The 15975-nt window shown below is 70.4% G+C and carries 6 protein-coding genes; 3 read left to right on the plus strand and 3 right to left on the minus strand.

Features of this window, described 5'->3' with window-relative positions; translation table 11 throughout:
- Window positions 1-7230 (minus strand): non-ribosomal peptide synthetase, encoded by a 7230-nt coding sequence (locus tag IE247_RS17650; protein ID WP_190124102.1) that lies wholly within the window; start codon window positions 7228-7230, stop codon window positions 1-3.
- A 646-nt stretch (window positions 7231-7876) separates the two neighbouring features.
- Between IE247_RS17650 and IE247_RS17655 the strand changes: the two genes are divergently transcribed.
- On the plus strand, window positions 7877-8740 hold the full coding sequence (locus IE247_RS17655; RefSeq protein WP_268247207.1) for a LysR family transcriptional regulator: 864 nt from the start codon (window positions 7877-7879) through the stop codon (window positions 8738-8740).
- Between the two features lie 22 nt (window positions 8741-8762).
- Here the strand turns inward: IE247_RS17655 and IE247_RS17660 are convergent, their stop codons facing one another.
- Window positions 8763-10328 (minus strand): MFS transporter, encoded by a 1566-nt coding sequence (locus IE247_RS17660; RefSeq protein ID WP_190124104.1) that lies wholly within the window; start codon window positions 10326-10328, stop codon window positions 8763-8765.
- Between the two features lie 97 nt (window positions 10329-10425).
- Between IE247_RS17660 and IE247_RS17665 the strand changes: the two genes are divergently transcribed.
- The gene (locus IE247_RS17665; RefSeq protein WP_190124105.1) at window positions 10426-13272 is read left to right on the plus strand and encodes an AfsR/SARP family transcriptional regulator; all 2847 of its coding nucleotides are present in this window, start codon (window positions 10426-10428) and stop codon (window positions 13270-13272) included.
- A 95-nt stretch (window positions 13273-13367) separates the two neighbouring features.
- Here IE247_RS17665 and IE247_RS34375 read toward each other — a convergent pair whose 3' ends face one another.
- Entirely contained in the window at window positions 13368-13583 is a 216-nt protein-coding gene (locus tag IE247_RS34375) for a hypothetical protein (RefSeq protein WP_229869182.1), read from the minus strand.
- 1445 nt (window positions 13584-15028) lie between these two features.
- On the opposite strand from IE247_RS34375, the gene rfbA reads away from it, so the two are divergent.
- Window positions 15029-15958 (plus strand): glucose-1-phosphate thymidylyltransferase RfbA, encoded by a 930-nt coding sequence (gene rfbA / locus IE247_RS17675; protein ID WP_190124106.1) that lies wholly within the window; start codon window positions 15029-15031, stop codon window positions 15956-15958.
- Window positions 15959-15975 lie beyond the last annotated feature (17 nt).

Raw genomic sequence — 15975 nt, forward strand, 5'->3', positions numbered from 1 at the left:
TCAGCGCTTCCCGCTTTCGCTCGCCCGGAGTTCGATGGAGCCGAGGACCCTGCCGACGATGTCGGACACCCTCGGCTCTTCCATGATCGTGAGATGGTCGCCCTCGACCTCGACCACCGACAGCCGGCCGGTGGTGCGCTCCCGCCACCCGTTGGCCGGGTCGGCGTGCATGCTGTCGATGGCGGTGTGCATCTCCAGCAGTACGCCGGGGAGCGCGTCCCGGGCCCGGACGAGCACCACGTCGTGGTCGACCACCTCGGGGCGGTACGCGAAGGCCGCGCGCCAGTTCACCTCGTACAGCCGGAACAGCCGGCGCACGACGGCGTCGCCGCTGCCCGCGGGCAGCACGCCCTCGTCGATGGCGAGCGCGGTCATGAACTCGAACTTCTCGTCCAGTGTGGTCAGGCCGGGCGGCAGGAGGTCCCCGGCGGTGGCGCTGCCGTGCTGGAGCCAGAGCAGTTCCCAGAAGAACCAGCCGAGCAGGGCTTCGTCATCGGTCCACGGCCGCCGCCCCGGGTTGAGCGCGGTCGTGTCGAGCAGGGTCAGCGAACCGACGTCCTCTCCGGCGGCGTGGAGCTGGCGGGCCATCTCGAAGGCGACGAATCCGCCGAAGGACCAGCCGCCGAGGTGGTACGGCCCGGTCGGCCGGACGCGGCGCATCGCCTCGATGTAGTCGGCCGCCAGTCGCTCGATGCCGCGTACCGGCTCGGTGCCGGCGTCCGTCCCGGCCGCCTGGAAGGCGTAGAAGGGCTGGTCCGGCGGCAGGTGTTTGGCGAAGGGGACGTAGCAGAGCACATTGCCGCCCATGGGGTGCACGAAGAAGAGCGGCGGCCGGGTGCCCTCGGGCCGGATCGCCACCAGCGGGTCGAATCCGGACGGCGCGGTGCCCGTCGCGCGGAGCCGGTCGGCCAGTTCGGCCACGGTGGGGGCGACGATGAAGTCCGACAGCGGGATCGCGGTGCCGAACCGTTCCTCCGCCAGCACCACCAGCCGCATCGCGGTGATCGAGGAGGCCCCGAGGTCGAACAGGTTGTCGTGCACACCCACTTCGGGCACCTGGAGCAGATCGGCCAGCATCTCCACCAGGGCGCGCTCATGGGCGTCCCGGGGGGCGACCCGGCCGGTGCGTTCCTCCCGGACCAGCGGTGTTTCGCGCAGGGCGGTCTCGTCGCGCTTGCCGTTCGGTGTGAGCGGAATGGCGGGCAGCCAGGTGAAGTGCGCGGGCACCATGTACTCCGGGAGCTGGGCGCGGAGGTGCCGTCGCACCCCGTCCAGGTCGACGCGCTCGGCGTCGCCGACCAGGAAGGCCGCGAGGAAGGCGTCGCCCGCCGCGTTCCGCCGGGCGACCACGGCGATGTCGGTGATCTTGTCGAGGTCGTCCGACGAGGCTCCGGTGACGGCCAGTTCGATCTCCGCCGGCTCGACCCGATAGCCGCGGATCTTGACCTGCCGGTCGGCGCGGCCGAGGCAGACCACGTTCCCGTCGGGCAGCACCATGCCGACGTCACCGGTCCGGTAGAGGCGTCCGCCCCCGGCCGGGTCGGTGCTGAAGCGCTCCTCCGTCAGATCGGGCCGTCCGGCGTAGCCGCTGGCCAGACCGGCTCCGCCGATGTAGATCTCGCCCCGGCACCCGACCGGGACCGGGCGCTTCCCGGCGTCCAGGACCAGCAGCCGGGCCCCGTGGACGGGTCGGCCCACCGGCGGGAGCGCGGGGAAGGAGCGGGGGTCGCCGGTCATCTCGTAGAAGGCTCCGGCGTGGGTCTCGGTGGGGCCGTAGTGGTTGTCCAGCAGCACATCGTCCAGGGAGGCGCAGAAGCGGCGGATCTCGTCCGTCACCCGGAGCTGCTCGCCCGAGGAGCACAGAACGCGCAGGTTCCGGGGGACCAGGCCGAGGGTGTCGGAGGCCTCCGCCATCTGCTGAAGGGCCACATAGGGCAGATGGACCCGTTCCACGCGCTCCCGGTCGATCAGCCGCAGCAGCCCGGGCATGTCCCGCCGCATCTCCTCGCCGACGAGGACCAGTGTGCCCCCGCCGCACAGCGTGGCGTACAGCTCCTGGAACGAGACGTCGAAGCTGAGGGGGGCGTACTGAAGGGTCCGGCTGTCCACGGCGCTGCTCGGGATCCCGTTCTGCCAGGCCACGAGGTTGGCGAGCGAGCTGTGCGGTGCCGACACCCCTTTCGGCCGTCCCGTGGAGCCCGAGGTGAACAGCAGATACACCTCGTCGTCCTCGGCGATCTCCGGCAGTTCGGCCGTGCCGTCGCCGCCGGACAGGGACTCGTAGGGGACCAGCGGGACCGTGGGTTCGAGGAGGTCCCGGTGTGCCTCGTCGACGACGACGCAGGCCGGCCGGCCCTGTTCGGTCATGGCCCGCAGACGGGCCACCGGGTAGGCGGTGTCCAGCGGCATCGCCGAGCAGCCGGCCTTCGCGATGCCCAGCATCGTGGCGACGGTCTGCGGGGTGCGGCCCATGGCGACGCCGACGCGCTCGCCGGGGCGCACCCGCGAGTCCAGCAGGTTCACGGCGATCCGGGTGGCGATCCGGTCCAGCTCCGCGTAGGTCCATACGAGGCCGTCGGAGGCCACCGCCTCCGTGTGCGGGGAGCGGCGCGCCCTCTCCTCGAAGGCGCGCACCACATTCGTCCTGGCCGGCTCGGCCCGCTCGACCGGGGCGGGCGCGAGGAAGCCGAACTCGACCGGGCCGTCGGGCTGTTCGACGAGCCGCCGCAGAATGCTTACATATGTCTCGGTGTACAGCTCCCCCTGGGTGGGGGTGAACGACCGGCCGGAGAATTGGAGGCGGAGCCGGATCCCTTCGTCGACCGGGTCGACCATGGCGTTGACGACCAGGGAGAAATTGGTCTCCTCCCAGACCGTGAAGCCTCGGCTGGCGAGCCCCGGTGTCCGGAAGACCTCGCCGAGCTGGCGGAAGTGGACGAAGTTGAACAGGGTGTCGGCGAGCGCCGGACGGCCGAGGTCCTCCTGGATGACCGACAGCGGCACCCGCCGGTGCGGGTAGCTCTCCCGTTCCCGGTCCACCACGCGCCCCACGACGTCGAACCAGGTGGCCGCCGCCGCGTCGACGCGCAGGGGCAGGGTGTTGAGGAACAGCCCGCAGGCGCGCTCGGCGCCGTCGGCCTCCGGCCTGCCGTGGGTCACCAGTCCGGTGGTGATGTCGCTCTGGCCGGAGAAGGCGCGCAGGAGCAGGATGTGCGCGGCGAACAGGATCGACTTCACCGGGACCTGCCGGTCGCGCGCCGTGGCGCGGACGGCTTCGGCGAGATCGGCGGGCAACCGCAGATCGCGCTCCGTGCGGTCGTCCGTCCCCGGTGCCTCGTGGGGGCGGAAGCTCTCCAGCTGGGGCTGGGTGGAACCGGCCAGTTCACGCCGCCAGTAGGCCCGGCTCTCCGCCGATTCGACGGCCGCGCGCTCCTCGGCGACGTGCCGCGCGGCCGAGGGCGGCACGGTGTCCGGCACCGGTTCGAGATTCAGCCCCAGCAGATGGCCGTAGTCCCTGAGGAGTTCGGAGACGAGGTTGGCGACGCTGCCGCCGTCGAGGATGGCGTGGTGGAAGCTGAAGACCAGTTCGACCGTGTCGGGCAGGACGAAGGCCCGGAAGTGGTAGAGCGGCGCGCGGTCGAACCGGTAGTCGTGCCGAAGCCGTTCCCCGACATGCTCCTGGATGGCGGCCCCGGCCTCGTCGGCGGAGGAACCGCGCAGGTCGGCGACGGTCAGCCCGCCCTCGGCCGTGGGGTGGACGATCTGGAGCGGCTCGGAGTGCCCGGCGAGCGCGAAGGACAGCCGCAGAACCGGATGGCGCCGGACCAGTCGGTCGAAGGCCGTCCGGAAGGCCGATTCCTCCCATCGCACGGCGAGGCTGTACTGAAAGACGTCCTTGTACGTCGTGGAGTTCTTCTTCTCCCGGCTGTGGAACAGCAGACCGAGCTGGAGCCGGGTGAGCGGGTAGGCGTCCTCGTACGCCTCCAGGCGGGCGCGGTCCACGTGGGAGACCAGTCCGAACGGGCGGAGCGCGGCGAAATCGCCCCCGTCCTCGGGTCCGGGCACCGGGCCCGTGGAGATCTCGGCGCGCTCCGCCAGGGCCGCCACGGTCGGGTTGCGGACGAAGTCGTCCATCGTGAACCGGATGCCCGCCTTCTCCGCCAGCGCCCGCACCCGGAGCATGCTGATCGAGTCCCCGCCGATCACGAAGTAGTCCGCGTGGACGCCGACCCGGCCGGTCCCGAGCACCTGTGCCCAGATGTCGGCGAGCACGGCCTCGCGGGTGTTGCGCGGCTCGCCGTCCGCGCTGTCGGGCGCGTCGGCGGCCGGGGCGGGGAGCGCCTTGCGGTCGACCTTGCCGTTGGGTGTGAGGGGCAGTGCGGCGAGCCGTTCGAAGTGCGCCGGGATCATGTAGCCGGGGAGCACCTCGGCCAGGGCCGAGCGCAGACGGCCGGGGTCGAGGTCCTCGTCGGCCGTGCAGTAGGCGACGAGGACCGGGCCCCGTCCGCCGCCGGGCCGGTGGTCGACGACCACGGCGTCGCGGATCGAGTCCAGCGCGACCAGCGCGTTCTGCACCTCGCCCAGTTCGACCCGGTTGCCGCGGATCTTCACCTGGCCGTCGGCGCGGCCGAGGAACTCGACGGTGCCGTCGGCGAGCAGCCGGGCCAGGTCACCGGTGCGGTAGAGACGGCCGCCGGGGCTGAAAGGATCCTTGACGAAACGCTCGGCGGTCAGTTCGGGGCGGTTGAGATATCCCCGGGCGACCTGGACGCCGCCGATGCACAGCTCCCCCGGGACGCCGACGGGCTGCGGTCCGCCGTGCCGGCCGAGCACATAGAGCGTGGTGTTCTCCACGGGGCGGCCGATGGGCACCCGGGCGAGCGGCCCCCGGGACGCAGGCGGGCAGTCGAAGGCGGTCACATCGACCGCCGCTTCGGTGGGTCCGTAGAGATTGACCAGTCGGGGCGCGTCGCGGTCGCCGAGGATCCGGTTGAACTGGGCGACGCGTTCCGGCGGAAGCGCTTCGCCGCTGCAGAACACATACCGCAGGGAGTCGACGTCGCCGGGGCGGTCCGGGCCGTCCTCCAGCAGATCGAGGAACGGGCCGAGCATCGACGGGACGAAGTGGACGACGCTCACCCCGTGTTCGCGCACGACGCGCGCGATCTCCCTCGGGTCCTTCTCCCCTCCCGGCGGCAGCAGCACCACCCTGGCCCCCCGGACGCTCCACCACAGCAGTTCCCACACCGATACGTCGAAGGAGATGGGCGTCTTCTGCAACAGCGTGTCGCCGGGGCCGATCGGATAGCGGCGCTGCATCCACATCAGCCGGTTGCCCACCGAGTGGTGTTCGACCATGACGCCCTTGGGGCGTCCGGTGGAACCGGAGGTGTAGATGACATAGGCGAGGTCGCCGGAGCCCGAGGTGGGGCCGAGCGGCTCGGCGGAGCCCCGGTACAGCTCGGATATCCGGTGCACCGGGGCATCGGTTCGCGGGTCCCCGATCTCGTTTCCGCCGCGCAGGACCAGTTTCGCCCCGCAGTCCTCCAGGAGCAGCCGGATCCGCGCGGGCGGGTAGCCGGGGTCGACGGGCACATAGGCGGCGCCCGCCTTCAGGATGCCGAGCAGTCCGGGAAGCAGCTCCGGGCCGCGTTCCGCGAGGATGGCGACCCTCTCGCCGGGGCCGACGCCGTGCTCGCGCAGCGCCCGCGCCACCTGGTTGGACAGCCGGTCCAGTTCGGCGAAGGTCAGTGTGGCGCCGGAGGCGTCGTCGACCACGGCCGTCAGCCCGGGGGTGCGCGCCGCCTGCTCGGTGAAGAGCTGGTGCAGCGTCTTCTCCCTCGGGTAGGGCACCAGGTCGCCCTGGCGGCGGCGCACGATGTCCTCGTACTCCTCGCCGGTCAGCATGGGGAGCGCCCGCAGCGGCAGTTCCCGCAGTTCCAGTCCGTGGCGCAGAAGTTCCTGGACGTGCCCGGCCAGTGCCCGCGCGGTGAGGTGTCCGTCGAACACATCGTCGGCGTAGTCGAGGTCGACGCGCAGGCCGGGCTCGTCGTCGAATGCCTGCACCATGACCGACAGGGCGTTGGCGGCGTGGACGGGGGCCATGATGGTGGTCGTCCGGGCGATGCCGGGTATCTCCGGCGGCCGGGGAAACCGCAGATAGGAAACGGTCACATCGAACAGCCGGCGTCCGTCGGCCCCCTGGGTGGGCGCCTCCCGGAGGATCTCGCCGAACGGGAGCCGCTCGTGCTCCTTGAGTTCGCCGACCAGGTCACGGACGCGTTCGGCGAGATCGATCAGGGACCGGTCGCCCTCCACCGGGATCCGGAGCGGCAGGTTATTGGCGAACTGGCCGACCGTCGCGCGCTCCTCGTCGGTGCGGCGGTTGGCGAAGGGCACACCGAGGACGACCTCGTCCTCCTGGTGGACGCGCCCGAGGCATACCGCGAGCGCCGAGAGCAGATAGGGGAAGGGGGACGCCCCCGCCTCAAGGATTCGCCCGACGGTCTCCTCGCCGACGGTGAAGGAGTATCGGCCCCGGCCGGGCCGGCCCGCGCCGGTCCGCGGGAACAGCGCGGGCGAGACCCCCGCCAGATAGTTCCGGTAGAAAGCGCGGTCGTTCTCGCGCTCCGTGTCGTGGAAGGGCGAGTTGAGTTCCTGAATGGACTCCCAGTACGAGGGCGCGTCGGCCGGCCGCCGGGCCGGGGGGCCGTCCTGCCGCGCCGTGCGGGCGCGGTAGTCGGAGAGTATCCGCGAGGTCATCGAATTCAGCGCCCAGGCGTCGGTCACGATGTGGTGCGCCGTGAGGACGAGATGAACGGCGGTCGGCCCCTCGATGAGCAGAGTGGCCCGGAACAACGGCCCGCCCCTCACGTCCAGCGGCCGGCCCAGTTCGTTTTCGCACCATGCCCGCGCGGCGCGGTGCGGATCGGGTTCGCCGGAGAGGTCGACGGTCTCGAACGACGGCGGCCGGTTGTCCGGGGATTCGGAGACGCGCCAGACCCGGGGAATTCCGTCGCCGTCCTCGCCGAACCGTAATCGGAAGGCGTCGTGTCCGCTCAACGCGCGGCCGAGACATTCGCCGAGCAGCGCCCTGTCCACATCGCCCCCGAGCCGCTCGTGGACCAGCACATTGAATTGACAGTTCCCCGGCGATCGCGCCTCGGCCGTCCAGATGTCGCGCTGATGGCCGGTCAATTCGATAATCTTGGGTTCAGCTGTGATCCCCATGGAACGCCGCTCCTTCGCCTGCCATTCGTACGAGAAATAGGCAACTCCTGCGGTCAGGCTAGGCCAGAAATATCTTTTGCGGCCACTACGTGATCGAGTAGGGTTTTCAAACGAATACGTAGCCACCGGCCGCTCCGCCGCACGGGCGGCCGGGGCCCGACGGCCCGCCCTGTAGAATCGAGTTGACGGCCGCACAGGGCGCGAGCGCTCCGGTACGAGGCGGCCGCGCCTCCCTCAGTACGTGGCAGACCACGGGCGAACGACCGGCCGCGCCGACGCGCCACCCGCCCTGGCGCCGCCCCGTCACGGAACGGGAAAATGAGCCATCCGCACCGAATGCGGAATAATTTGTTCGGCAATGAAACCAGCAGGTAGGCCCGGGAAATGCCGATTGCGGGCACTGTCGCATTCAAGCCAAACAGGCCGCCGGGTTTACATTCTTCCTTGCCTTGTACAACGCCGGTCGATCTATCGTTACCACCGTTCATCGTGTTACGGGTCCATGGTAAATATGTGAGCGAAACAGACTTTTCCGTTCTGCGCGACCGCTCCCTGCCCCGACACTCTCCCCCGTCGCCATCGAATCCACATCGGAAAGGATTCCGCACGCCACCTGTGATTTCCTCCGTGAACGGAGAACAGCACTATGACCGTTGGAATTCACCATCTGAGAACTTTTCTCATGGCGATCGACGAAGGCAGTATCTCGAAAGCGGCCGCCCGGTCGCACATGGCCCAGTCCGCGGTTTCCCGCAGGCTCGCGGAGCTGGAGCGGCATGTGAAACAGCTTCTGCTGGAGCGCTCCGCGGAAGGGGTGCGGCCCACGGTGGCCGGCAAGATGTTCTGTGCCAAGGCCGACGCCGCCGTCACCGCGTTCGACGACGCCATGCGCTCGGACGCGCACCATGTGCGTGCCCTGCGCATCGGTTACGCCTGGTCGGCCGCCGGTGCGTACACCAGCGAGATACTGCGCCGATGGCAGGATCTCAACCCGGATGTGATGGTGCGTCTGAAACGGGTCGACGATCCCACGGGCGGGCTCACGAGCGGCCTGTGCGACGTGGCCATCATGCGGATCCCCACCCAGGGCCGGGGCCTCCACGAGGAACTGCTGTTCATGGAGCCCCGGGTCGCCGCGATCCCGGCGGGCAGTCCGCTCACCGGGAAAGGCGAGATCCGGTTGCCGGATCTCGCCGAATATCCGCTGGTCATCAACTCGTTCTCCGGCACCACCAATCTCGAACTGTGGCGGGACGGCAGAAAGCCGGTGGTGGCGGTGGAGGTGGACACCATCGACGACTGGCAGACCTATATCGCCGCCGGCGTCGGCATCGGGGTGACGCCGGCCTCCACCGCCTGGATGCACCCGCACTCGGAAATCAGCTATCTACCCATCCAGGACGCGCCGCCCGTCCCGGTCTATCTCGTCTGGGCGTCCAACAATCAGCATCCGGCCCTGCGCTCCTTCATCCAGCTGGCGCTGAACGTGGTGGCCGAGGTCACCGAGTAGCCGAGGAGCGGATTCCCCGTTCTCAGACTTCCGACCTGGCGGGTTCCTCCGGAACGGCCTGGTCGGCCTCCGGCTCGTCGCCGCCGATGACGCCGATGTGCCGCAGCACCACACCCGACAGGAACGCGAGCACCAGGCAGCCGACAGCGGCGACCAGCATCGCGATGTTCAACCCGGAGGTGGCCGCCTCCTTGGCCTGCTCAAGCAGGCCGACGGGCATCTGATTCCCCAACGAGGACGCGCCGGCGAGGCTGTCGCCCGTCGCTTCGGCCACCTCGCTCGGCGTGCCGGCGGGGATCTTGTCGTCGATGCCGCCGCGGTAGACGGCGGTGGCCAGACTGCCGAGGATCGCGACACCCAGGGCGAGGCCCAGTTCCTGCACGGTCTCCGACATCGCCGAGGCCGAACCGGCCTTCTCCGGCGGGGCCGCTCCGACCACCAGATCCGTGCCCAGGGCCGCGATCGCCCCGAGTCCCAGATAGACCAGCCCGAAACCGATCACGATCAGGGCGATGCCGCCCGTGGCGTCCACCTGGGTGAGCAGTACGTACCCGACCGTCGACAGCGTCAGGGTCGCCGCCACCACGATTCCCGGCGGCACCCGGCGCGCGACCAGTGGCGCCCCGATCGCGGCCACGAACATCATCAGCGCGGGCGGCCCGAACCACAGGCCCGCCTCGACGGGAGGCAGATCCTCGACCAGCTGAAGCTGCTGCGTGATCAGCAGCATCGAGCCGCCGACGCCGATCAGCCCGACGAGCAGCACACTCAGCGCGGCGCTGAACGTGCGGTTGGCGAACAGCCGCATGTCCAGCAGCGGGCTCTCCAGGCTGCCCTGACGCCGGACGAACAGCGCCCCGAACACCACACCGACGATCACGGCGGCGACCGTGGAGAGGTCGGGGCCCTCCTTGGCGAACCGCTTCACCGCGTAGATCACCGGAAGGATCGCGACCAGCGACAGCACAACGCTGAGCAGGTCGAACCGGCCGCTCTGCGGCGCACGGTACTCGGGGACCAACAGCGGTGCGGCCACCAGCAGGACGACCGCGACCGGGACCGCGAGCAGGAACGCCGAACCCCACCAGAAGTGGTCCAGCATCGCGCCGCCGACCACCGGCCCCAGAGCCATGCCGAGCGCGAAACACGTCGCCCAGACACCGATCGCCAGTGAACGCTGACGCGCGTCGGCGAACATATTGCTGATCAGGGACAGAGTGGACGGCATCAGCGTGGCACCGGCGATCCCCAGCGCCGCGCGTGAGGCGATGAGCAGTTCGGTGCTGTTGGAGTAGGCCGCCACCACCGAGACGACGCCGAAGGCCGCGACCCCGATCATCAGCAGCTTCCGGCGTCCGATCCGGTCGCCCAGCGTGCCCATCGTGATCAGGAAGCCGGCGATCAGGAAGCCGTAGGCATCCATGATCCACAGCGCTTCCGTACTGCTCGGGCGCAGATCCTCCGCCAGCGAGGGAAGCGCGAGATACAGCACGGTAACATCGAGGCCGAGCAGCACGGTGGGCAATGAGAGTACGGCCAGCCCTCCCCACTCCCGGGGGCCGGCTCTGCGTACGGTCGTCGCGCTCATTGCACTCCCATGCTTTTCGGGTTCCAGAACATGCGAGGCCACTGTGCCGACCGTCGCGCACGATTTCCTGACGGTCCCGCGGCGATACACTGCGACCATGCGCTACGAGGTGCTCGGCCCGCTGGCCGTCTGGGACGCCGCGGGGCTGCCAGTCAAAGTTCCCGAAGCGAAAGTGCGCGCCCTGCTGGCGAGTCTGCTGATCCACGGAGGCGGACCGGTGCCGGCGGACCGTCTCATCGAGGACCTGTGGGCGGGCAATCCGCCGGACGGGTCGGTCAACACACTGCAAACCAAGGTCTCCCAACTCCGCCGTGTGCTGGGCCGGGAGCGGGTGATCCGCGAGCCCGCGGGATACCGGCTGCTGCTGGCGGACGACACGGTCGACGCGGTGCGCTTCCAGGAGCTGGCCGAACGCGCCCGCGCCCACGAGGAGCCGGCGGTGAAGGGAGACCTGTTCGCCGACGCGCTCGCGCTGTGGCGGGGCCCGGCCTACGCCGATGTCGCCGAATCCCTCTTCGCCCACAGTGAGATCGCCCGGCTGGAGGCGCTGCGCCTGGCCGTCCTGGAGGACCACGCCGAAGTGCGGCTGACCCTGGGCGAACACACCGCGCTCGCCGCCGAACTGGGCGAACTGGTGGCGCGGCATCCGCTGCGCGAGCGGCTGCGCATGGCCCATATGCGCGCGCTCTACCGGTCCGGACGACAGGGCGACGCGTTACAGAGCTTCCAGGAGCTGCGGTTCCACCTGGAAGAGGAGCTGGGGGTGTCGCCCGGACCGGGCGCCGCCGCGCTGCATGAGGCGATCCTGCGCCAGGAACCGCATCTGGCCCCGCCCACCGTCGAGTCGCTGTCGTGCCGTACCAATCTGCCCACCCCGCTGACCTCGCTGATCGGCCGGCAGGAGGCGGTCGGCCAGGTGCGGGCCCGGCTGAACTCGGACTCGAACACCCGGCTGGTCACGCTCACGGGCCTCGGCGGGGTCGGGAAGACGCGTCTGGCGATCGCCGCGGCGCACGACATGGCGGAACGGTTCCCCGACGGCGTGTGGCTGGTCGAGCTGGCCGGTCTGGGCGGGGCGTCGGACCCCGACGACATCGCCGAACGGGTCATCACGACACTGGGGTTGTGCGACACCGCCGCCTCGGAGCCCAGCCTCGACGATCTGGTGGGCTGGCTGTGCCGGGCGGTGGCCGAGAAGCGCCTGCTGATCCTGCTGGACAACTGCGAGCATCTGGTCGAGCCGGTCGCCGCGTTCGCCGGAGCCGTACTGTCGACGGTGCCCGGTGGGCGTCTGCTGGTCACCAGTCAGGAAGCCCTCGGGATCCCCGGCGAGGTGGTGCACCCGGTGCCTCCGCTGGCACTGCCCGAGCACACCGACCCCGGAGCGGTGGCCCGGTCCGGGGCCGTCGAGCTGTTCGTGGAGCGGGCGGCGGCCGCGGTTCCCGGCTTCACTCTCGACGCGGAGAACGCACCGGCCGTCTCCGCCATCTGCCGTCGGCTGGACGGCATTCCGCTCGCGCTGGAGCTCGTGGCCTCCCGGCTGCGGACCCTGAGCCCGGAAGAGCTCGCCACCTCTCTGGACGGCCGGTTCACCCCGCCCGAGGTGCGGGCGCGCGGGCTGCCCGCCCGGCAGCAGACGCTGCGGGGCATGCTCGACTGGAGCTGGCAGCTGCTCACCGAGGACGAGCGGATCGTGCTGCGGCGGCTGGCCGTGCACGCCGACGGCTGCACCCTGTCCTCCGCCGAGGCCGTGTGCGCCGACCGGGAGCTGCGCGCCGAGCGGGTGCCCGACCTGCTGTCGCGGCTGGTGGACCGCTCGCTGGTGGTCCGTGAGGCGGGCCGGTTCCGGCTGCTGGAATCGGTGGCCGCCTACTGCGCCGAACGGCTCGCGGAGGCAGGTGAGACGGCCGCCGTCCGCGCACGGTTCGTACGGTGCTACACCGAACTGGCCGAACGGCAGAGCGAGCGGCTGCGCGGCCCGGACCAGCGGCACTGTCTGGAGCGGCTGAACGCGGAGACGATCAACCTGCGCCGCGCCCTCGACCTCGCGGTCACCGGGAACGACGCCGGGCACGCGCTGCGGCTGGTGAACGCGATGACGTGGTACTGGTTCCTGCGCGGAAGGCTCACCGAGGCCCGCAGATCGCTCCAGGCGGCGCTGACCGCCGACGGCGAGAGCGCCCCGGCCGCGCGCCGGACGGCGCGGGCCTGGCTGGCCGGAATAGAACTGCGTACCTCACCGGTCGACGCCGCACCGGTCCCGGCCGGTGCGGACCCGACGGCCGGTCTCGGCGATCCGGTGCTGCGGGCCCGGTTGCAATGGTTCGTCGGCACCGGTCTGACCGGCCACGGCCGCCACTACGAGGGGCTGCGTCTGGTGGAGGCGAGCCTCGCCGGCGCGCGCGCCGCCCGGGACCACTGGGGCGAGGCCGCCGCCCTGGTCGAACTCGCCGGCCACTCCCCGGCCCGGGGCGAATCCCACGCGGAACTGGGTGCCGCGCTGTTCCACGAGGTCGGAGACCGCTGGGGGCAGCTCCGGGCCACCCGGTCACTGGCGCTCGCGGCCGAACGCAACGGCGACCACGCGCGGACGGAACGGCTCCACCGCGAAGCCCTTCTGGTGGCCGAGGAACTCGGGCTGTGGACCGAGGTCGTCGAGGCGCTGAGCTGGCTCGGTCAGACCGCCCTGGCCGGCGGCCACGCACGGCGGGCGGCGGAGCTGTACGAGCGCGCGCTGTCCGTCTCCGCCGAACGGGCCTACCACCGGGGCGAGATCCGCGCCGAAATCGGTCTGGGGCTCGCCGCACGTCTCGACGGCGACCGGGAAGCCGCCAAGCGCCATCTCAACCGCGCCCTGGCCAAGAGCCGCTCATCGGGCCCCGCCGCCGGTGCCGCGGAGGCACTGGCAGAGCTGGCGGAGCTGGAACTCGTTCCCCGGGCCTGACCGCCGCCGTCGCGGGACGGAGCGGCTGGTGTGGTGGAACCGCCTCAGGCGGTTCCACCACACCGATGGGCAATTCCGGCCGTGACTAGCCGGGACTACTGGTCCACACAGACCACATACGACTGGAACCCGCCGCCGAGGAGTGTGACGGAGGCCTGGGTCTGCCATCCGGTGGCGGGCCCGGCCTGGGTACCGGCGGCCTTGGGAATCGGCGCGTTCTCGATGACGTTGATCGCGCTGAGAAGCCCGAAGGTGTCATAGCCGCCGCCCGTGGCCACGTCACCGGCCAGGCAGTTGGCCGTTGACGTCACACCCACGCCGATGAGCACCGGGACGGCCTGGGGCCCCCTGATGACATAGGTGCTCAGCGTCGCCGGGCCCTGCGGACCCTGCGCTCCGGTGGCACCCTGCGTGCCCTGGGTTCCCTGAGTTCCCTGAGTTCCTTGGGTGCCGTTCGCGCCCTGAGTGCCCTGGGGTCCGGTTGCGCCCTGGGCCCCCTGAGCGCCGTCTGTTCCGTTGGTTCCGTTGGCACCTTGAGTACCCTGGGGACCTTGTGCGCCGTTCGTCCCATTCACGCCCTGGGTGCCTTGGGTGCCCTGCGGTCCCTGGGCTCCGTTGGCACCCTGCGCGCCATTGGTCCCGTTGGCACCCTGAGACCCCTGTGCGCCCTGAGCACCTTGAGCGCCATTGGTGCCCTGCGTGCCGTTGGCACCCTGGGTGCCCTGAGGTCCCTGCGTGCCGTTTGCGCCCTGCGCGCCAGTGGCCCCCTGGGCTCCATTGGCACCCTGAGAACCATTCGTACCGTTAGCACCTTGAGCGCCCTGAGCGCCGTTAGTGCCGTTCGTTCCGTTAGCGCCGTTCGCGCCCTGGGATCCCTGAGGTCCCTGAGCGCCGTTGGTGCCGTTCGTTCCGTTCGCACCGTTGGCACCCTGAGCACCGTTAGCACCATTGGCACCGTTCGCGCCCTGGGACCCCTGAGGCCCTTGAGCGCCATTGGTGCCGTTCGTTCCGTTCGCACCGTTGGCACCCTGAGGTCCCTGCGTGCCGTTGGTGCCGTTGGTGCCGTTCGCTCCCTGGGACCCCTGAGGCCCGGTGGCACCGGTGGCACCCTGCGAGCCGGTGGCGCCGGTGGCACCTTGCGGGCCCTGGGGACCCTGTGGACCCCGTGGGCCCTTGCCTCCGTCGCCGCCCCCCTGCCGGTCGAGCTCGTAGCCCTGCCCGCTCGCCGTCATGGCCCCGTTCGGCCCCGGCAGGCCGAGGCTGTGCCGATCGCCCGAGCGCTCGACGGCATCGGCGACGGCCACCGCGCTCGGCGCGACGTTGAGCACGGCGGCCAAGGTACCTGCCGAGACCGCGGTGATGACTCTCACCCGGTTACGGCCGATGGTTTTACGGTTCACCAGAATTCCTTTCGCGAAGAAATGGCGGAGACAGGCCCTCCGGCCGCCTGGTGAAGGGCGGCCCGGGGCCCCGCACAGCCACCGCCCAGGTAAATTTCACCCCGACGGATCATTTGTGCGACGTTCATATGAACCGGGTCATCTTCGGCAGACACAGAGGCCGGGCGCGTACACGGCTCGCGACGGACGGAAAACACCACCCGAATGGAGACGCAAAGCGGTGAAGCGGCGGTATTTGCGTGTCGGAATACGGAGGCCGTAACGCTTCCTCTACGGTGACCTTGCGGGAAATCGCACATACGGACCGAAAGGGGGACGGGAGCGGGCCCGCGCGGGCACCGCGCCCCTGACCGCCCATGCGTGGAATTCTGCTGGCCGGCGGCACCGGATCGCGGCTCTGGCCGCTGACCCGTTCCGTTTCCAAACAGCTCCTGCCGGTGTTCGACAAGCCGATGGTCTATTACCCGCTCTCCACGCTGGTACTGGCGGGGGTGAGCGACATTCTGGTCATCACGACCCCCGAACACCAGGAGCAGTTCCGCTCACTGCTCGGCGACGGCGGTCAGCTCGGTCTGCGTATCGATTACGCGACGCAGGAGCGCCCGGAAGGAATCGCCCAGGCTTTTCTGCTGGGTTCCGATTTCATCGGGGACGAATCCGTCGCACTGATCCTCGGTGACAATATCTTCCACGGCTCGGGGCTGAGCGCCCGGCTGGCACGGGAGGGCCGGACGCGCGGGGGCCATGTCTTCGCCTATCAGGTCGCGAACCCTTCGGCCTACGGCGTCGTCGAATTCGACGACGCCGGCAGGGCGCTGTCCATCGAGGAGAAGCCCGCCCGTCCGAGGTCCCGGTACGCCGTGCCCGGGCTGTACTTCTACGACCACCGCGTCGTGGAGATCGCCCGCGGACTGCGGCCGAGCGCACGCGGCGAGTTGGAGATCACCGATCTCAACCGCGCCTATCTGGAGGCCGGCGAACTCAGGGTCACCCGGCTCGACCGGGGCACCGCCTGGCTGGACACGGGGACCTTCGCCTCCATGGTCCAGGCGTCGGAGTTCGTCCGGGTCGTCGAGGAGCGCCAGGGCCTCAAGATCGGCTGTGTGGAGGAAGCGGTCTGGCGGGTCGGTCTGATCGACGACGACCGGCTCCGCGCCCTGGCCCGTCCGCTCCTCGCGAGTGGATACGGACAGTATCTGCTGGACCTCTTGGACCAGGACGCCGAGTGCGCCGTCGTATCGCCTCGGGACGGCGGATCTCAGGGGCAGCCCGTGGCGACCGTCTGACGGAAAGCCGGAGAGCC

It is taken from the genome of Streptomyces inusitatus (assembly GCF_014651115.1).
In the GTDB taxonomy this organism is placed as follows: Bacteria; Actinomycetota; Actinomycetes; order Streptomycetales; family Streptomycetaceae; genus Streptomyces; species Streptomyces amakusaensis.

What these genes read in the sequence shown, in the direction of transcription:
- IE247_RS17660 (WP_190124104.1), bottom strand. Translation starts at nt 10,328, where the DNA reads ATGAGCGCGACGACCGTACGCAGAGCCGGCCCCCGGGAGTGGGGAGGG.
- IE247_RS17650 (WP_190124102.1), bottom strand. Translation starts at nt 7,230, where the DNA reads ATGGGGATCACAGCTGAACCCAAGATTATCGAATTGACCGGCCATCAG.
- rfbA (WP_190124106.1), top strand. Translation starts at nt 15,029, where the DNA reads ATGCGTGGAATTCTGCTGGCCGGCGGCACCGGATCGCGGCTCTGGCCG.
- IE247_RS17665 (WP_190124105.1), top strand. Translation starts at nt 10,426, where the DNA reads ATGCGCTACGAGGTGCTCGGCCCGCTGGCCGTCTGGGACGCCGCGGGG.
- IE247_RS17655 (WP_268247207.1), top strand. Translation starts at nt 7,877, where the DNA reads ATGACCGTTGGAATTCACCATCTGAGAACTTTTCTCATGGCGATCGAC.